Source organism: Streptomyces sp. NBC_01429, assembly GCF_036231945.1.
GTDB lineage: Bacteria > Actinomycetota > Actinomycetes > Streptomycetales > Streptomycetaceae > Streptomyces.
Window position 1 is genome coordinate 3,049,022 of the sequence record NZ_CP109599.1, and the last position, 17,568, is coordinate 3,066,589.

At 70.5% G+C, this 17,568-nt stretch carries 15 protein-coding genes and 2 pseudogenes; 11 read left to right on the forward strand and 6 right to left on the reverse strand.

The genetic code is table 11. The annotated features are described in order from the left end of the window. The first annotated feature begins 177 nt into the window (after positions 1 to 177). A complete protein-coding gene (locus OG627_RS12905) occupies positions 178 to 582 on the forward strand; it encodes an XRE family transcriptional regulator (RefSeq protein WP_329064575.1) in 405 nt (134 codons plus the stop codon). Positions 583 to 741: 159 nt separating this feature from the next. Here OG627_RS12905 and mfd read toward each other — a convergent pair whose 3' ends face one another. Then, on the reverse strand, positions 742 to 4,290 hold the full coding sequence (gene mfd, locus OG627_RS12910) for a transcription-repair coupling factor (RefSeq protein WP_329064577.1): 3,549 nt from the start codon (positions 4,288 to 4,290) through the stop codon (positions 742 to 744). Between the two features lie 343 nt (positions 4,291 to 4,633). On the opposite strand from mfd, the gene OG627_RS12915 reads away from it, so the two are divergent. From OG627_RS12915 to OG627_RS12930, 4 genes are all read left to right on the forward strand, one after another. Continuing rightward, complete coding sequence (locus OG627_RS12915; protein ID WP_329064578.1) at positions 4,634 to 4,903, forward strand: hypothetical protein; 270 nt, start codon at positions 4,634 to 4,636, stop codon at positions 4,901 to 4,903. After that, complete coding sequence (locus tag OG627_RS12920) at positions 4,896 to 5,558, forward strand: DUF6879 family protein (protein WP_329064580.1); 663 nt, start codon at positions 4,896 to 4,898, stop codon at positions 5,556 to 5,558. The genes OG627_RS12915 and OG627_RS12920 overlap by 8 nt, the downstream gene beginning before the upstream one ends. A gap of 195 nt (positions 5,559 to 5,753) precedes the next feature. Further along, complete coding sequence (locus OG627_RS12925) at positions 5,754 to 7,976, forward strand: ATP-binding protein (protein WP_329064582.1); 2,223 nt, start codon at positions 5,754 to 5,756, stop codon at positions 7,974 to 7,976. Positions 7,977 to 8,074: 98 nt separating this feature from the next. After that, positions 8,075 to 8,521 carry a nitroreductase family deazaflavin-dependent oxidoreductase gene (locus OG627_RS12930; protein WP_329064584.1) on the forward strand — a complete coding sequence of 149 codons (447 nt, stop codon included), beginning with the start codon at positions 8,075 to 8,077 and terminating at the stop codon, positions 8,519 to 8,521. Positions 8,522 to 8,625: 104 nt separating this feature from the next. On the opposite strand, the gene OG627_RS12935 is transcribed toward OG627_RS12930, so the two are convergent. Further along, positions 8,626 to 8,934 (reverse strand): hypothetical protein, encoded by a 309-nt coding sequence (locus tag OG627_RS12935; protein ID WP_329064585.1) that lies wholly within the window; start codon positions 8,932 to 8,934, stop codon positions 8,626 to 8,628. A gap of 194 nt (positions 8,935 to 9,128) precedes the next feature. Here OG627_RS12935 and OG627_RS12940 point away from each other — a divergent pair, with 194 nt between their 5' ends. The 5 genes from OG627_RS12940 to OG627_RS12960 all read left to right on the forward strand — a co-directional run bounded on the left by OG627_RS12940 (position 9,129) and on the right by OG627_RS12960 (position 12,435). Further along, positions 9,129 to 9,983 (forward strand): helix-turn-helix domain-containing protein, encoded by an 855-nt coding sequence (locus tag OG627_RS12940; protein WP_329064587.1) that lies wholly within the window; start codon positions 9,129 to 9,131, stop codon positions 9,981 to 9,983. A 14-nt stretch (positions 9,984 to 9,997) separates the two neighbouring features. Further along, positions 9,998 to 10,216: a DUF397 domain-containing protein gene (locus tag OG627_RS12945; RefSeq protein WP_329064590.1), complete on the forward strand. Its 219-nt coding sequence runs from the start codon at positions 9,998 to 10,000 to the stop codon at positions 10,214 to 10,216. Positions 10,217 to 10,449: 233 nt separating this feature from the next. Beyond that, a complete protein-coding gene (locus OG627_RS12950) occupies positions 10,450 to 10,575 on the forward strand; it encodes a hypothetical protein (protein WP_329064592.1) in 126 nt (41 codons plus the stop codon). Further along, positions 10,572 to 11,723 carry a methyltransferase domain-containing protein gene (locus tag OG627_RS12955; RefSeq protein WP_329064595.1) on the forward strand — a complete coding sequence of 384 codons (1,152 nt, stop codon included), beginning with the start codon at positions 10,572 to 10,574 and terminating at the stop codon, positions 11,721 to 11,723. Before OG627_RS12950 ends, OG627_RS12955 begins: the two co-directional genes overlap by 4 nt. Before the next feature lie 40 nt (positions 11,724 to 11,763). Then, positions 11,764 to 12,435, forward strand: coding sequence for a class I SAM-dependent methyltransferase (locus tag OG627_RS12960; protein ID WP_329064597.1), 672 nt, complete (start codon positions 11,764 to 11,766; stop codon positions 12,433 to 12,435). A gap of 69 nt (positions 12,436 to 12,504) precedes the next feature. Here OG627_RS12960 and OG627_RS12965 read toward each other — a convergent pair. Continuing rightward, a pseudogene (locus OG627_RS12965) lies at positions 12,505 to 14,646 on the reverse strand (MMPL family transporter). A 242-nt stretch (positions 14,647 to 14,888) separates the two neighbouring features. Here OG627_RS12965 and OG627_RS12970 point away from each other — a divergent pair. Then, positions 14,889 to 15,090, forward strand: a pseudogene (locus tag OG627_RS12970) (helix-turn-helix domain-containing protein); the annotation flags it as partial. A gap of 34 nt (positions 15,091 to 15,124) precedes the next feature. Here OG627_RS12970 and OG627_RS12975 read toward each other — a convergent pair. From OG627_RS12975 to OG627_RS12985, 3 genes are all read right to left on the reverse strand, one after another. Continuing rightward, positions 15,125 to 15,724 carry a TetR/AcrR family transcriptional regulator gene (locus tag OG627_RS12975; RefSeq protein WP_329064600.1) on the reverse strand — a complete coding sequence of 200 codons (600 nt, stop codon included), beginning with the start codon at positions 15,722 to 15,724 and terminating at the stop codon, positions 15,125 to 15,127. A gap of 119 nt (positions 15,725 to 15,843) precedes the next feature. Continuing rightward, positions 15,844 to 16,542 (reverse strand): TetR/AcrR family transcriptional regulator, encoded by a 699-nt coding sequence (locus OG627_RS12980; RefSeq protein WP_329064602.1) that lies wholly within the window; start codon positions 16,540 to 16,542, stop codon positions 15,844 to 15,846. Next, positions 16,539 to 17,528, reverse strand: coding sequence for an acyl-CoA desaturase (locus OG627_RS12985; RefSeq protein ID WP_329064604.1), 990 nt, complete (start codon positions 17,526 to 17,528; stop codon positions 16,539 to 16,541). The genes OG627_RS12980 and OG627_RS12985 overlap by 4 nt, the downstream gene beginning before the upstream one ends. Positions 17,529 to 17,568: the final 40 nt, after the last annotated feature.

Sequence of the window (17,568 nt, forward strand, 5' to 3'; positions counted from 1 at the left end):
GAATCACAGGAGGAACCATGCGGACATATTGGCTTTTTGTCTTACCTGAAAGGAACATCCCACCCGGCAGACAGGCCCTTCCCGCCGTGACCACGACCGGCGCCGTGGCCGTCCCCTGCCAGCTTCACCTCGTCTCGTAGGACGACGGCCTACACCACGAGGAGCCAGGAGGGCCCCATGCCCACAAGAGAGAACACCACTGAGGCCGGTGTGGAAGCAGCCAGCGCGGCTGCCGCACACTCCTCCACCGCCCAGCGGCAGATCGCGGAGATCGCGCACCGCCTTCAGGACACCTTCGGTCAGAAGCTGACCGCGTACATCGCCGGCATCGCCGACGCGAAACACGTCCGCAATTGGTGCACCGGACAGAGCGCTCCGCGCTACGACTCGGAGCTGCGCCTGCGCGCCGCGTTCCAGGTATTCGAGTTCATCACGCGGGCGGAGAACGCCCACACGGCACGCGCCTGGATGATCGGCATGAACCCGCAGCTCGACGACGACTCGCCGCTTGAGGTCATCGCGGAGGGACGGGTCAAGGACGCGATGGCCGCGGCACGTTCGTACGTCAAGGGGGATCTGTAGGGATATCCGCGGGCGCGACCGCCGGAGCGGCCTCGCGCGCGACGCGGAACCCGGCCCGGCCCCGCCGAAGCGGGGCCGGGCCGAAGCGCGTCCGGGCAGCGAAGCGCATCCGGGCCGAGGCGCTTACGGCAGCGGAACGCTTCCGGGCAGGGAGCCCGCTCAGCCCAGGATCGTCGTGAGGAACTCGCCCGTCCACGCGAGCAGTTCGCGCCCCACCACCGGCTTGCCGCCGATCTTCCCCGCCGTCGGGCGCGGGACGAGGATCTGGTGCGCGGTCGGCTTGATGACCGTCCGGGGATGCAGCCGCTTCAGGCGCAGCTCCTGCGACTCCCGCAGCTCCACCGGGGCGAACCGGATGTTGGGCCCCTGGAGGACGATCTCGCCCACCCCGCACGCCCGCGCCAGCATCCGCAGCCCGGCGACCAGCAGCAGGTTCTCCACGGGCTCCGGGAGCTTGCCGTAACGGTCGGTCAGCTCCTCCCGTACGGCCGTGATGTCGGCCTCCGTGTTCGCCGAGGCGATCGCGCGGTACGCCTGGAGGCGCAGCCGCTCGCCCGGCGCGTAGTCGTGCGGGACGTGCGCGTCGACCGGCAGCTCGATCTTGACTTCGAGGGGGGCCTCCTCGACCTCTCCCCCGTCGACGGCGGCGCGGTAGTCGGCGACCGCCTCGCCCACCATCCGTACGTACAGATCGAAGCCGACGCCCGCGATGTGCCCGGACTGCTCGCCGCCGAGCAGATTGCCCGCGCCGCGGATCTCCAGGTCCTTCATCGCGACATACATCCCGGCGCCCATCTCGGTGTGCTGCGCGATGGTCGCGAGCCGCTCGTGGGCGGTCTCGGTGAGCGGCTTCTCCGGCGGGTAGAGGAAGTACGAGTACCCCCGGTCGCGGCCGCGCCCCACCCGGCCGCGCAGCTGGTGCAGCTGCGAGAGGCCGAAGTTGTCGCCGCGCTCCACGATGAGGGTGTTGGCGTTGGAGATGTCGATGCCGGACTCCACGATCGTCGTGGAGACCAGCACGTCGAACTTCTTCTCCCAGAAGTCGACGACGACCTTCTCCAGGGCGCCCTCCGACATCTGGCCGTGCGCCGTCGCGATGCGCGCCTCGGGGACGATCTCGCGCAGCTTGGCGGCCGCCCGGTCGATCGACTCGACGCGGTTGTGGATGTAGAAGACCTGGCCCTCGCGCAGCAGTTCACGCCGGATGGCCGCGCCGATCTGCTTCTGCTCGTACGGCCCGACGAAGGTCAGCACCGGGTGGCGCTCCTCCGGCGGGGTGGTGATCGTGGACATCTCGCGGATGCCGGTGACGGCCATCTCCAGCGTGCGCGGGATGGGCGTCGCGGACATCGTCAGCACATCGACGTTGGCGCGGAGCTTCTTCAGCTGCTCCTTGTGCTCGACGCCGAAGCGCTGCTCCTCGTCCACGATGACCAGGCCCAGGTCCTTGAACTTCGTCTCGGACGAGAACAGCCGGTGCGTGCCGATGACGATGTCGACCGCGCCGTCCTTCAGTCCCTGGAGCGTCGCCTTCGCCTCCGCGTCCGGCTGGAAGCGCGAGAGCGCCTTCACGGAGACGGGGAACTGCGCGTACCGCTCGGAGAAGGTGCCGAAGTGCTGCTGCACGAGCAGGGTCGTGGGGACGAGGACGGCGACCTGCTTGCCGTCCTGGACCGCCTTGAAGGCCGCCCGTACGGCGATCTCCGTCTTGCCGTAGCCGACGTCGCCGCAGATCAGCCGGTCCATCGGGACCGTCTTCTCCATGTCCTCCTTGACCTCGGCGATGGTGGAGAGCTGGTCGGGCGTCTCCACGTACGGGAAGGCGTCCTCCAGCTCGCGCTGCCAGGGGGTGTCGGGTCCGAAGGCGTGGCCGGGGGCCGCCATCCGCGCGGAGTAGAGCTTGATCAGGTCGGCGGCGATCTCCTTGACGGCCTTCTTGGCGCGCGCCTTCGTCTTCGTCCAGTCCGCGCCGCCGAGGCGGTGCATGGTGGGGGCCTCGCCGCCCACGTACTTGGTGACCTGCTCCAGCTGGTCGGTGGGGATGTAGAGGCGGTCGCCGGGCTGGCCGCGCTTGGCGGGGGCGTACTCGACGAGCAGGTACTCGCGGGTGGCGCCCTGGACCGTGCGCTGCACCATCTCCACGTACCGCCCCACGCCGTGCTGCTCGTGGACGATGTAGTCGCCGGACTCCAGGGTGAGCGGGTCGATGGTCTTGCGGCGCTTGGCGGGGAGCCGGGCGCCTTCCTTGCCCGCGGCCTTCTGGCCGGACAGGTCGGTCTCGGTGAGGACCGCCAGCTTCAGCCCGGGGTCGACGAAGCCGTAGTCGATCGACCCGCACGCCACATGGACGAGCGACGCCGTGATCTCGCCGAGCCCGCTCTTCGTCCGGGCCCCGGGGGTGTCGAGCCGCGCCGGAATCCCCTCGCCGCCGAGCACCTCGACCGTACGGGCCGCCGTGCCGTGGCCCTCGGTGACGAAGACCGTGCGCCAGCCGTCGGCGAGCCAGCCCTTGGTGTCGGCCAGCGCGCGGGCGGTGTCGCCCCGGTACGACTCGGGGGCGTGCATACCGAGGGTGATGGACTCCGGGGAGACCTCCTCGTCGACGGCGAACGGCGAGACGGACCACCACATCATCCCCAGCTCGCGCGCCCGCTCCCGGACATCCGCGATGGACCACAGCGACGCCGCGCCGACATCGATGGGCGCCTCGCCGCCGCCCGCGCTCGCCGCCCAGGACGCCTGGAGGAACTCCTGGCTGGTCGCCACGAGGTCCGAGGCCCGTGTCCGTACCCGCTCGGGGTCGCAGACCAGCGCCATCGCACCGGCCGGCAACACGTCGAGCAGCAGCTCCATGTCGTCCACGAGCACCGGGGCCAGCGCCTCCATGCCCTCGACGGCGATCCCCTCGGCGATCTTGCCGAGCAGCTCACCCAGCTCCGGATGGTCCTCGGCGAGGGCCGCCGCCCGCTCCCGCACCTCCGCCGTGAGCAGCAGCTCCCGGCAGGGCGGCGCCCACAGGCCGTGCTCGGCGACCTCCAGGGAACGCTGGTCGGCGACCTTGAAGTAACGGATCTCCTCGATGTCGTCGCCCCAGAACTCCACCCGCAGGGGGTGCTCCTCGGTGGGCGGGAAGACGTCCAGGATGCCGCCGCGCACGGCGAACTCGCCGCGCTTCTCGACCAGCTCCACGCGCGCGTAGGCGGCGGCGGCGAGCGCCTCGGTGACCTGGCCCAGATCCGCGCTCGCGCCGCTGCGCAGGGAGACCGGCTCCAGATCCCCGAGCCCCTTGACCTGCGGCTGGAGCACGGACCGTACCGGCGAGACCACCACGCTGACCGGCCCGGCCGCCGGATCGTCCCCGGCCGGGTGCGCGAGCCGGCGCAGCACGGCGATCCGGCGGCCCACGGTGTCGGAGCGCGGCGAGAGCCGCTCGTGCGGCAGCGTCTCCCACGACGGGTACTCGACCACGGTGTCGGGATCCAGCAGCGACCGCAGCGCCGCCGCCAGGTCCTCCGCCTCCCGCCCGGTCGCCGTCACGGCCAGCACGGGCCGCCCGGCCTCGCGCGCCAGCGCGGCGATCGCGAAGGGGCGCGCGGCGGCCGGTCCGACCAGGTCGACATGGGTGCGGTGACCGTCGGAGGCGGCCTTCACCGCTTCGGCGAGCGCCGGGTCCTGGGTGACGGCGTCGAGCAGACCGTGCAGGCTCATGGAGAGGGCTTCCGTCCGGTTACGGGTGGGGCAGGGGGTGGAGCGGGAACGCGGGGTGGAACGAGCGGGAACGCGGGGTGGAACGGGAACAACGCGAAGGGCCCGACACGTCGCACGGGCCGGGGGTTCTCCAGCGTACGACGCCGGTACGACAGCCGCTGTCGGAACGGTGGCGGTTACGGGGTCGGGCGGGGTCCGTGGGGGGCCATGGGGGGGTTACGGGTGCGGCGCTCCGGATGATGGCGAGAACTCGCCCCCGGGCGGCATTGCCCCGCAGCGTCACTCTCCGTAAAATCGATGTACACAAATTGACGCATTCGTTCGAACGCGCCTGGGGGTAGAAATGATTCGACCGTGGGAAGCGGATCCGTCCGCGTTATTCGAACGGCGACTCGGGAGCAGCGCACAGGAACTCGGGAATTCGAAGGACAGAGAAGACTGCCCCGATATCTGGCAGCTCGACAACGGAGACATCGCCGTCATCGGCCGCGATCTCACGGCCGCCTATTCGGCAAGGCTTCCCACCGGAGTCTCCCTGTCGGCGGACGAACGCCTCGTCGTGATCCCCGGCAACATGCTCAGCGCGGCGAAGAAGGACATCCCGGATGCCTGATCCGAACACACCGGCGCTCACCGCGGAGTTGGGTGAGCGTCTCGTCAGCAAGGACTACAAGCGTGACTTCCGGGAACGTCAAGCCCTGATCCGCGACGGTGCCTCGTGGAAGCTGGAGCGCCGGCAGTATTTCGAGGAGCGGAACGACCCCAGCAGGGACGCTCTCACTCGTGGCGACTGGCAAGAGGTGCTCCGTCTCTTCGCCGCGGACCGGGACATCGTGCGGGCCATGGCGCGAGAAGACCGGAGCCGGGGTCACACCTTTCACCGGGTGCGCATCGTCGAATACCCCATCACTCCATACGTGCAATGGGAACTGCACTGGCTGAAACAGAATGCCGAACTGGGCGCGAGCCGCGTACGCATCGTCACCGCGGACCAAGTGGCGGACGCCGAAAAGAATCAGCAGCTCCCGGAAATCGTGATCCTGGACGGCCGGACCCTTTACCGCGTCCTGTACACGGACAACGGACAGCCGATGGGATCGATCCGCTTCACCGATCCGCTGCGGGTTCACCCCTGGGAGCGGTACATCACGTCGCTCTACGAGGCCGGCGAGGACATCGCCTCGTACTTCGCCCGTGAAATCGCACCTCTGCCCGCCCCGCCACCCGTTCCTTCCCCCTTCCCCTCCCCCGTCCCGCAGCCGGAGTGAATCATCAACGCGCACAGCGACCCGCCCAACAGCTCACGCAACGACCTGTCGGGAACGTCGCATGACGTCGTCCAGGCCCGGAGCGTCACCGGCGGGGTCCACTTCCACCAGCACGGAACACCGGAGGAGGGCGGGACCGGCCGCTCGGGGCAGAGCCCTGTGCCCCGGCAGTTACCGGGGGACGTCCAGCGCTTCGTGAACCGCACCGCCGAGCTGGGTCAGCTGAACGCGGTGCTGCCGACGGAGGACGGCGCTCCGGTCGTCGTCTCGGTCTGCGTCGTCGCCGGCACCGCGGGTGCGGGCAAGACCTCGCTCGTACTGCACTGGGCCCATCAGATCCGCGACCGCTTCCCCGACGGGCAGCTGTACGTCAATCTGCGCGGCTACGACCCCGGGCAGCCGCTGAGCGCGCAGGAGGCCCTCCGCGGCTTCCTGCCGGCTCTCGGCGTACCCGCCGACTCCGTACCGCAGGATCCCGACGCGGCCGCCGCGCACTACCGCTCCCTGCTCTCCGACCGCAGGATGCTCGTCGTGCTGGACAACGCCGCCACCGCCGCGCAGGTCCGCCCCCTGCTCCCGGGCGGCCCCCACTGCCTGACCGTGGTCACCAGCCGCAGCAGGCTCTCCGGACTCGCCATACGGGACGGGGCGCGCCGGCTGACGCTCGGCACCCTGCCGGAACCCGAGGCCGTCGCGCTGCTCCGCGCCGTGACCAGCGGCTACCGTGCCGCGGACGATCTGGGCGAGCTCGCGGAGCTGGCCGGGCTGTGCGCCGCGCTGCCGCTGGCCCTGCGCATCGCCGGGGAGCGCGCCGCGAGCAACCCGCATCTGCGGCTGGCCGACCTGATCGCCGAGCTGCGCGACGAGTCCGCCCTCTGGGACGCCCTCAGCGTCGGGGACGCGGAAGAGGCCGAGGCCGTACGGACCGTGTTCGCGTGGTCCTACCGCGCCCTGCCCGAACACGGCGCGACGCTCTTCCGGCAGTTGGGCCTGCACCCCGGCCCCGAGTTCGGGCTGCGGGCCGCCGCCGCTCTGGCCGATCTGCCCGCCGTCAGGACCCGGCAGCTCCTGGACTCCCTGGTGGGGGCCCATCTCCTGGAGCAGACGGGCCCCGACCGCTACCAGTTCCACGACCTGCTCCGCGCGTACGCCGCCGGGCTCGCCCAGCAGGAAGTGCCACCGGACGACGGGCAGGCCGCCCTTCACCGCGTGCTGACCTGGTACCTGCGCACCGCCGACGCGGCACGGTCCCTCCTCGCCCCCGGCGGGGAGGGGACAGCTCTTCCTGACGCGCCCTCGTCGGGCATGTCCGAGGCCACCCGGCCACCGTCCTTCGCGGACCACGACGCGGCGATGGACTGGGCGGAGCGCGAGCACACGAACCTGCTGCGTACCGTCGGCGCCGCTGCCACCGCCGGCCACGACGAACTGGCCTGGCGGCTCGCGGTGGTCCTCTGGGACGTGCAGCCACCGTCCGCCTCCATGGCCCAGTGGCTGACGGCGGGTGCCACGGGACTGGCGGCAGCGCGCCGGGTGCGCGACGCCACCGCCCAAGCCCGGCTCCTCACCTGTCTGGGCCTGGCGCATCAGCGAGTCAGCGCATGGGCCGAGAGCCTGGAGTGCCACCAGCAGGCGCTGACGATCCGCCGTGCCGCCGACGACCGCGAGGGCGAAGCGGATTCGGTGAACCTGATCGGCATCATTCATCTGCGCCGCCGTCAGCTCAGCTCCGCCGCCGCCCGTTTCGAGGAGGCGGCGACGCTCTGGCGGGCGGCCGGCTCCGACCGGTGGGCGGCCTCCGCCCTGTCGAACCTGGCCACCACCCACTACAACGCCGGGCGCCTGGAGCAGGCCGCCGCCTGCGCGCAAGAGGCTCTGGCCGCTCATCAGGCCCTCGGGAACGCGGTCAGTGTGGGCAACGTGCTGCACACGCTGAGCCGGCTGCGGCGCGAGCAGGGGGACCCGGAAGAAGCCCTTCGCTCGGCCGAACAGGCTCTGGACATCGCCCTCTCCCTGCGCGACCAGATCCTGGAGGGCTACTGGCTCCTCTCTCTCGGCGAGGCCCAGCGTGCACTGGGCCGCCCCACCGACGCGCTCGCCTCGTACCAGCGCTCGGCGGACCTGCACCGGCGCCTCGGCAACCGCAGCCGCGAGGCGATGTCCTGGCAAGGAGCGGGCGAGACGTACCAGGAGCTCGGCAGACCGGAAGAGGCTGCCCACTTCCACCTCCGGGCCGCGACCGTACACAGCGAACTCACGGACGGCTGGCACGAAGCGCTGGCCCTGGAGTCGCTCGCCGCCTCGCTGGCCGGCACCGACCCCGTCGCGGCCGGCCGGCACCGCTCGCGGGCGCTGCGCCTGCTCGCCCCCTACGAGGATCCCCGGGCCGTGGCCGCGCGCGGGCGGCTGGAAGGGTGAATCCGAGGGCGTCCAGTGGTGGGGCCGGGAATGATCGTGTCGAGTCGGATCATTGAAGCAGGCAGATCCGACGGAGACTCCGACGATGGGATGGCAGCATGCCCCTGCACGGCGAGTACGAGCCCAGCACCTTTCCGATGGCACGCGACCAGGTCGAGCAGTACGAGGGCTCCGGCGGCACGGAGGGGACGACGATGCGCGGCTTGCCCGTCATCATCCTCACCACGCTGGGGGCGAAGAGCGGCAAGATCCGCAAGAGCCCGCTGATGCGGGTGGAACACGAGGGCGCGTACGCGGCGGTCGCCTCCCTGGGCGGCGCCCCCAAGCACCCGGTCTGGTACCACAACATCGTGGCCGACCCCCGGGTCGAACTCCGCGACGGCACGGAGCGCTGGGACATGATCGCGCGCGAGGTGACCGGCGAGGAGAAGGCGGTGTGGTGGGCGCGCGCGGTCGAGGCGTTCCCGGATTACGCCGACTACCAGAAGAAGACGGACCGCGAGATCCCCCTGTTCGTGCTGGAGGAGTCCCCGACCCCGCACTGACGACCACACCCGCACGTGCACCACGCCCCGGACCGGAGGACCGGCCCGGGGCGCGTTGCGTACGGGTGGCGGTCACGGAGTACGCGTACGGGCCGACGCGCCGGTCAGGCGGCGGCCGGAAGCCACACCACCCGGGGCGAGCACCCGTCCCCGCGCCCGAAGTACCGGGCCACGTTCTCCGGCGCGGCGAGCCGCAACCGGCCGCCGCCGCCCACCCGCGTCACGTCGGCCGCACCGTCCTCGTGCGCCATCCCCCAGGCGACGACGGCGGCGTCCCGGCCCAACTCCCCTTCGCCGTCGCGGTACTCGACGACGACAGCGAAGAACCGGGGCGCGGTGTCGCGGACGAGTTCGTACAACTCCTGCTCGAAATCGAACGACTCCGGGGCAGGGTCCTGCGGCGATACGGTCATCACGATCCCCTAACGGGCAGATGGGCATGGCGGATTGAGGGCGCCTTGTGGCGCGGGCCGGTTGATGTGGCCTGCTTCACACCGTAGCCATGGAGGTAGTATCCAGTCCACCTATCTTGTGGTTAGTAGCGCTCCATCTCACTCGTATGGGTACTGCCTTAGTTATGCGTGCGAACCATGAAAGGACGGCAGCGATGCCCCCGAGCAAGCTCCCGCCCACGATCCGGCAGCGGCGCTTGGGCGCTGAGCTTCGCCGCTTGCGCGAACTCGCGCAGATGTCCGCCACGGACGCGGGCCGCTTGCACGGTGCGACCCAGTCGCGGATCAGCAACATCGAATCCGGCGGCTATCCGGTGAGCGCCGATCGCGTGCGAACGCTGGCTCGGTTGTACGGCTGCGCGGACCAACCGCTCATCGACACGCTCGCCGGCATGACCGGCGGGCGGACCCGTGGGTGGTGGGACGAGTACCGGGACATCTTTCCGTCCGACGCACTTGATCTGGCCGAACTCGAACACCACACTGCCGCGATGCGCACCGCGGCAGTGATTCATCTGCCGGGTCTGCTCCAGACCCGGGCCCACGCCCACGCCGTCATCAGCGATGTCGTTCCTGCCCTCACGCCGCCCGAGGTGGAGCACCGGGTTTCGTACCGGATCAAACGACAGACGGTGTTGTACGGCGAGAACCCCACGCCGCTGACGGCGATCATCCATGAGGCGGCCCTGCGCATGGGCTTCGGCGGACCGGATGTGGCCCGAGCCCAACTGAACAATTTGCTCGCCATGAGCGAGCGGGAGCACATCACCATCCTGGCAATCCCGTTCGGAACGGGCACCTTTCCAAGTTCCGGGCAGGGCATCCACTACCTGGCAGGCCCGATCCCGACCTTGGACACGGTGCAACTCGACACTGACCACGGCTCCGCATTCCTTGATACTCAGCCCCAGTTGGTGAAGTACCGGATCGTTCTCGACCGCATGGAGAGTTGTAGCCTCAAGCCAGCAGCGTCCCGGGATCTGATCCGCCGGGTCGCGGAAGACGTCTGAGAAAGGGGACCCGCGTGTCCGCCCTCACCTGGCAGAAGTCCTCGTTCAGCGGCGAGGCGGCCAACTGCATCAACGTCGCCGCAGCCGACGACGGCACCATCAAGCTCGTCGAGAGCGACAGCCCCGACGTCATCGTCACCACCACCCCCGAGAAGCTCAAAGCGTTCATCCTCGGCATCAAAGCAGGCGAGTTCGACCACTTCGCCGAGGAACCCCCCACCCCCGAAGCCTGACCGCCCGGCCGCCCCCGCGCAGAGCGCGTCGAGTGCGACGTGCGGGGCACCGTACGGCGTGGGCCACTCGTACCGCCCTCGCCCCCGGCGCGTAGGCGCACAGGGGTGCGGATGAGTCCGCCGACCGATCCGTGCGCCCCCTGCCCATCACGCTGCACACGCGGAAGAATGCGTTGAGTAGCCGACCGTGGACCGGCAAGCGACCGGGCGGACAGGCGGCAAGGAGTTACGCGATGAGCGGCAGGCACGGGGACGGCAAGGGCGGGGCTGAGGGCGACCGGAAGCAGTCCCCGCGTGAAGGGGACGGCCAGTGGACCAAGCCGGTCGGCGACCCGCCCAAGAAGGACAGGGACAAGTGAGACCGCCCGCGAGCACACCGCGACACCTCGCGGAGATCCTCGCGGACAGCGGTGCCGTGCCGGCGGAGTGGGCGGACGCGATCGCGGTCGTGCCGAGGGAGTTGTTCCTGCCGGATGTCGTGGAGGCCGGGGACGAGGTGATCTCGCGGAGCGGGAGCCCGGAGCGCTGGCTGGCGGCCGTGTACGACGATGTGCCGTTGACGACGCAGATCAACGACGGCCGTGCGTTGCCCGACGGTGCGTACCGGTTGCCGACCTCGTCCAGTTCGATGCCGAGCGTCATGCTGGAGATGCTCGGTCTGCTGGACGTGGCGGAGGGGCACCGGGTGCTGGAGTTGGGCGCGGGCACGGGGTACAACGCGGGGTTGCTCGCGCACCGGCTCGGATCGGGCAACGTCACCACGGTGGACATCGATCCGGTGCTGGTGGAGCGAGCGGCGGCGAACCTCCGGGCGGCCGGTCTCCGCCCGCGTGTCGTGTGCGGCGAGGGCGAGGAGGGGTGGCCGGGCGGGGCTCCGTACGAGCGAGTGATCGCGACGTACACGGTCCCGGAGATCCCTTACGCGTGGGTGGAGCAGGCTCCGGCCGGGCGGATCGTCGCGCCGTGGGGCGGCTCGTTCTTCTCGCACAGCTTCGCCGTGCTGGACGTTGCCGACGGCGAGGCGCACGGGCGGTTCAGCGGCTATCCGGCCTTCATGCGGACGCGCACCGGACGCCCGCCGCGCGGCTATCTGTCGGACTTCCTGCACCACACGGACGAGGACACTCCATCCCGTACGGCCCTGTCGCCCCTGGCGATCACCGGTGACGCCGACGCGCAGTTCTTCGTCGGCCTGGGCGTGCCCGACGCGTGGCACCTGCTCGCGGACGCGGACGACGCGAGCGGCGAGGCGACCTGGTGGCTGCTCGCGGACGACGGAAGGTCGTGGGCGGCGGCGGAGTACGTCCCAGGCGGCGATACGGAGGCCGGATCGGACCGTACGTACACCATCGGACAGTACGGCCCGCGCCGACTGTGGGACGAAGCCGAACGCGCCTACCGCTCCTGGGAGTCCCACGACCGCCCGAGCCGCGACCGCGCCGGACTGAGCGTCGCCCGCACCGGCCAACACGTATGGCTGGACGACCCGTCGAACGTCGTCGGCTGAGCTCCACGCCGTCCTGGCCGCCCCCGTCCGAAGGATCACGTTGCCCGTACCGCACAACATCGACCACGAGCGCGAACTCTGGGACGCCTTCGCCCTGAGCACCAAGGACAAGGTGTTCGCGGCCGAACCGGTCTTCCGCTGGACGCAGTACGCCGGCCACGGGCCGGGGAGTGAGCTGCTCGGCTCCCCCGCGACCGCTCTGGAGATCGGTTGCGGTACGGGGCGGGCGCTGGCCCATCTCGCCCGGCGAGGCGTCAGGGCGACCGGGGTCGATCTGTCTCCGGTCATGGTCGGGTACACCACCGAGCGATGGGGACCGGAAGGCGCCCGCTTCGTGTGCGCGGAGGTGCTGGAACACCTGCGCGCCGACTCACAGACATACGACGCCGTCTACTCCATCTTCGGGGCCGTCTGGTTCACCGACCCGGAGGAGCTTCTCCCCCTGATCGCCCAACGGCTCAACCCGGGCGGGGTTCTCGTCTTCTCGCACCCACCCGCCATCCCCGGCGCCCACGGCGCCCAGGGCATGTACAAGGGCGGCTTCGCGGGTCCGGCGCGCTACACGTACCGCTACAGCCACACCCCCGAAGACTGGGAACGGCTCCTCCTGGACGCCGGATTCATCGAGGCCCGCGCCCAGATCCTCGACGCGCCGACCGCCGGTCACATCGGAACCCTGCTCGCCCGCGCCACCGTCGCCCCCGGTAGCTGACGGCGCCACACGCCTGTGCCCGCCTCCGGGTGGTGGAGGCGGGCACACACAGGTCGTCGTCCCGTGCCGTCAGACGCGCGCCGCGTCCTTCACGGGCACCGCGGCGGCCTCCGGTTCCGGGCCGCCCTCGCTCAGGCCGAACCGGTCATGGAACCTGCGCAGGAAGCCGGGCGCGTACCACGCGGAGCCGCCGAGCAGGCGCATCGCGGCCGGGACGAGTACGCCGCGTACGGCGATGGCGTCGATGAGGATGGCCAGGCCGCTGCCCAGGCCGAACATCTGCATGAAGCTGATCTTGGCCGTGCCGAAGGCGAAGAAGCTCACCGCGAGCAGGAAGGCCGCCGCGCTGACGATGCGTCCGGTGTGGCCGAGGCCGTCGGTCACGGCGGTCTCGTTGTCCGCGCCCAGGTCGTGGAGTTCCTTGATCCGGCTGGTCACGAACACCTCGTAGTCCATGGACAGACCGAAGGCGATGCAGAACATCAGCACCGTCATCGACATCTCCATCGGCTGGGCCGTGAAGCCGAGCAGAGAGGAGAAGTTGCCGTCCTGGAAGATCCAGGTCATGACGCCCAGGGTCGCCGCCAGGCTGATCCCGTTGAGGACCAGCGCGCGCAGCGGCTGCACGATGCTGCCGGTGAACAGGAAGAGCAGGACGAAGGTGCTGAGGGCGATCAGGGCGATGGCGATCGGGGAGCCGGTTGCCGATGGAGTCCTTGGAGTCGACCAGCCCGGGGGACGTCTCCGCCCACCAGGGGATATGAGTCGGCGGGCGGGGTGACCGCCCGTACCTTCTCGACCAGGTCCTGGGCCTCGCCCGACTTCGGCTCCAGCCCGCTGACCACACTGATCCGCTGCGCGTCGGGGCGGGCGAAGGCGGCGTTGGCGGGGCCGGGCGGCGCGGACTCGCCGTCGGCGTAGGTTCCCGTGCTGGCCTCGACGCGGGCGACGCCCTTCAGCGCGGCCAGCTCGGTCGCGTACGACTCCAGTGGGGCCTTGCCCACGGACTTGTCGATGACGATGTTGAGGGCCATGTCCTCGCTGCCGTCGAAGTTCTCCCGCAGCGCGGTGGAGACCTGACGGCTCCCGGCGTTCTCGGGCAGGACGCGCTCGTCCGGCGTGCCGAAGGTGATGCCCAGCAGCGGGCTCGCCGCGAGCAGCAGCACCGCGAGCACCGGCAGCGCGGTGACCCCGGGACGGCGCATGACGGTACGGGCCGGCCGGCCCCACATCGGATCCCGGCCAGCGGAACGGTCCTTCTTCGCCCACGGCAGCCGCCCGCTGTTGACCCGGTGACCCAGTACGGCCAGCAGGGCCGGCATCACGAACAGGGTGCCGACGGCCGCGATGACGACGACACCGACACCGGCGAAGCCGAAGGAGCGGAGGAAGTACTGCGGGAACACCAGGAGCGCCGCGAGCGCGGCGGCCACCGTGGCGGCGGAGAACGGCGACGGTACGGCCGGCGGTGCTCACCGTACGGCGCACGGCGTCGTCCACGCCCGACCCCGCCGCGAGCTGCTCCCGGAAGCGGCTGACCATCAGCAGGGCGTAGTCGATGCCCAGTCCGAGGCCCAGGGCGGTGGTGAGGTTGGTGGCGGTGTCGGCGACGTCGGTGATGCTGCCGAGGACGAAGAGTCCGGCGAACGAGCCGACGATGGCGATGGTGGCGATGGCCAGCGGCAGCAGGGCAGCGACCACGCTGCCGAAGAGGAACAGGAGCAGCACGAGGGTCAGCGGAATGGCGATGGCCTCGGCCAGGATCAGGTCGTCGACCACCTGCGTGCCCAGATCGCTGCCCACGGCGGCGCCACCCCCGGCCTCGACGTCGAGCGCGTCCTTGTACGTGCCGGAGTGAGCGGCGATGAGCTCCTTGGCGTTGTCCCGCCGCTCCGTCTCGTCGCCGGTGACATGGGCGGGCACCATGGCCTCGCGGCCGTCGCGGGAGCGCAGGTCGGGGCTGTTCGTCTCCCAGTACGAGACGACGTTGGTGAGGGTCTTCTCCTTCTTGAGGTCGGCCACCAGGGAGTTGCCGTCCCGCGCGGCCGCCGGGTCTTCGACGCGGCCTTCGGTGGCCCGGACCAGCAGGACCAGGTTCGTCTCTCCGCCGAACCTCTCGTCGATGACCTTCGCGGCCCGGCTGGACTGCGACCGGCGAATCGCCAGTTCGGCCAGGCGTTCACACGCGCGCGTTCTCCTTGCGGCATACAGGGTGAAAAGGTAATGAAATGGGCATGACGAGAATCGAGGTGTGCAAGGGAGTCGGCGCAGCGCCCCACGGAACCCTTCGCCCCGTCAGGGGCCGCGCGGTGTCGCACTCTTCGTCGCCGAGAGCGACGTTAGTCAGGCGGCGGATTATTTAGCAGTATGAGATTTGCTTGACAGTGTCAGATCTTCATCACGGGTCGCGGTTTTTCGATGCCATGCCGTCGCCGGGGTCGTACGGTCACCGCATGACCGCAGACGCACACGGAACGGCCCCGCTCTCACTTCGCGAGCGGCGCAGGGCAGTCGCCACCCAGGAGATCGTGGACGCCGCCGAGCGCCACATCACCGGACACGGACCCGCGGCCCTGTCCCTGCGAGCGATCGCACGCGACCTCGGCATGACCGTGCAGGCGCTCTACCACTACTTCCCGAACCGGGACGCCGCGCTCGACCGGCCGATGAGGGCGTCGGCCCGGCTCGCTCAGGCCCGGCCCCCACGGGTCCGCAGGCCGTCGAGAATGACCGTGATGGCCCGCCTCGGCTGCTCAGGACCGGCGGGCAGATCCAGGACGCACCCGGCCGAGGTCGCGGCCCGGGCCAGGTACGGGATGTCCTGCGGGCCCACGTCGTCGCGCAGCGCCCCGGCCCGCTGAGCGCGCTCGGTGGTGCGGTGCAGCAGGTCCAGCAGGCGGCGGCGCCGGGCGGCGACGCGGGGGCCGCCCCGTTCGTCGAGGGATCCCGACAGGCCCGCGTTCTCACCGGTGCGCAGCGCGAGGCCGGCGAAGAGGCCGGTGAAGCCCTCCCACGGGTCGGGGTGTTCAAGGGCGCGTTCGGCTTCCTGGATCAGCTCGTCCAGGATGTCGAGCAGCACGGCCTCCATGAGCTCGTCCCGCTGGGGAAAGCGCCGGTACACGGTACCGACGCCCACACCGGCCAGCCGGGCGATCTCGTGGTAGCTCGCGTCGAGGCCATGGGTGGCGACAGCGCGCCGGGCCCCGGCCAGGACCAGCTCGGCGTTGCGTCGCGCGTCGGCGCGGGGCGCCTTCGCCGGGGTGTCACCTGTGGCATTCCACGATGGCATGCCGCCACCGTACCCAGAGGTGGACAGGTTCTGTCCATTTCCATCGCCCCGGCGCCGACGCCATGCACACCTCCCCGTACGAACGCCTCCCCGTACGCCCCCCGGAGCCGCCCCGCCCCTCACACCTTCCGGTGCCCTATGAGACGCGGTTTCGGCTCCAGCCCCTCCAGGCCGTGCCAGGCCAGATTGACCAGGTGGGCCGCCACCTCGGACTTCTTCGGGCGGCGGGCGTCCACCCACCACTGGCCCGTCAGCGCCACCATGCCCACCAGCGCCTGCGCGTACAGCGGCGCCAGCTTCGGGTCGAAGCCCCGGGCCTTGAACTCCATGCCGAGGATGTCCTCGACCTGCGTCGCGATATCGCTGATCAGAGAGGCGAAGGTGCCCGTGGACTGGGCGACCGGGGAGTCGCGGACCAGGATGCGGAAGCCGTCCGTGTACGTCTCGATGTAGTCGAGAAGCGCGAACGCGGCCTGTTCGAGCAGCTCACGCGGGTGGCCGGCGGTCAGCGCGCTCGTGACCATGTCGAGGAGCTGGCGCATCTCGCGGTCCACCACGACCGCGTACAGCCCCTCCTTGCCGCCGAAGTGCTCGTACACCACCGGCTTGGAGACCCCGGCCTTCGCCGCGATCTCCTCGACCGACGTCGCCTCGAAGCCCTTCTCCGCGAAGAGGGTGCGACCGATGTCCAGCAGCTGTTCGCGCCGTTCCGCGCCGGTCATCCTGACCCTGCGGGTCCGCCGGGTCCCCGGTGTCCGGCTCTTCTCGGTGCTGCCCTGCTTGCTCGTACTGCCCTCGATCGCCACGGTTCCCATCATGCCTTGGCGGGTGCGCTCTTGCGGCGGGAGTTAATTCGGGAGGCGTCGGGCCAGCGGACGTCGGAGGCCCAGCCCGCCAGCTCGAACCAGCGGATCAGCCGGGCGCTGGAGTCGATCTGGCCCCTGAGCACCCCGTGCCGCGCGCTGGTGGGATCCGCGTGGTGCAGGTTGTGCCAGGACTCCCCGCACGAGAGGACAGCCAGCCACCAGACGTTGCCCGACCGGTCGCGCGACTTGAAGGGGCGCTTGCCCACCGCGTGGCAGATCGAATTGATCGACCACGTGACGTGGTGGAGCAGCGCCACCCGGACCAGCGAGCCCCAGAAGAACGCCGTGCACGCCCCCCACCAGGACATCGTCACCAAGCCGCCCACCAGCGGCGGGAGCAGCAGCGACACCGTCGTCCACAGCGCGAACTGGCGCGACACCGCGCGCAGCGCCGGGTCCTTGACCAGATCCGGCGCGTACTTCTGCTGCGGCGTCTGCTCCTCGTCGAACAGCCAGCCGATGTGCGCCCACCACAGGCCCTTCATCAGGGCCGGCAGCGTCTCACCGAACCGCCACGGGGAGTGCGGGTCCCCCTCCGCGTCAGAGAACTTGTGATGCTTGCGGTGGTCCGCCACCCAGCGCACCAGCGGGCCCTCGACGGCGAGCGAACCCGCCACGGCGAGCGCGATCCGCAGCGGACGCCTCGCCTTGAAGGCGCCGTGCGTGAAGTAGCGGTGGTAGCCGATCGTGACGCCGTGGCAGCCGATGTAGTACATCGCCACCATCAGGCCCAGGTCCAGCCAGCTCACACCGCCCCACGCCCAGGCCAGCGGCACCGCCGCCAGCAGGGCGGCGAACGGCACGATGATGAACAGCATCAGCGCGATCTGCTCAAGAGTGCCCTTGCGTTCCGCGCCGAGCGTCGCGGCGGGTAGCGAATCGCCTCCGGAGGGTGAGGGTGCGGAAGAGTCGTCGATCACATCGGGGGGTGTGCTCATGTGGGTCCCCTGGAGTAAGGAGAAGCGAAGCGGAATCGAG

What these genes read in the sequence shown, in the direction of transcription:
- OG627_RS12905 (WP_329064575.1), top strand. Translation starts at nt 178, where the DNA reads ATGCCCACAAGAGAGAACACCACTGAGGCCGGTGTGGAAGCAGCCAGC.
- mfd (WP_329064577.1), bottom strand. Translation starts at nt 4,290, where the DNA reads ATGAGCCTGCACGGTCTGCTCGACGCCGTCACCCAGGACCCGGCGCTC.
- OG627_RS12915 (WP_329064578.1), top strand. Translation starts at nt 4,634, where the DNA reads ATGATTCGACCGTGGGAAGCGGATCCGTCCGCGTTATTCGAACGGCGA.
- OG627_RS12920 (WP_329064580.1), top strand. Translation starts at nt 4,896, where the DNA reads ATGCCTGATCCGAACACACCGGCGCTCACCGCGGAGTTGGGTGAGCGT.
- OG627_RS12930 (WP_329064584.1), top strand. Translation starts at nt 8,075, where the DNA reads ATGCCCCTGCACGGCGAGTACGAGCCCAGCACCTTTCCGATGGCACGC.
- OG627_RS12935 (WP_329064585.1), bottom strand. Translation starts at nt 8,934, where the DNA reads ATGACCGTATCGCCGCAGGACCCTGCCCCGGAGTCGTTCGATTTCGAG.
- OG627_RS12940 (WP_329064587.1), top strand. Translation starts at nt 9,129, where the DNA reads ATGCCCCCGAGCAAGCTCCCGCCCACGATCCGGCAGCGGCGCTTGGGC.
- OG627_RS12950 (WP_329064592.1), top strand. Translation starts at nt 10,450, where the DNA reads ATGAGCGGCAGGCACGGGGACGGCAAGGGCGGGGCTGAGGGCGACCGG.
- OG627_RS12975 (WP_329064600.1), bottom strand. Translation starts at nt 15,724, where the DNA reads ATGCCATCGTGGAATGCCACAGGTGACACCCCGGCGAAGGCGCCCCGC.
- OG627_RS12980 (WP_329064602.1), bottom strand. Translation starts at nt 16,542, where the DNA reads ATGATGGGAACCGTGGCGATCGAGGGCAGTACGAGCAAGCAGGGCAGC.
- OG627_RS12985 (WP_329064604.1), bottom strand. Translation starts at nt 17,528, where the DNA reads ATGAGCACACCCCCCGATGTGATCGACGACTCTTCCGCACCCTCACCC.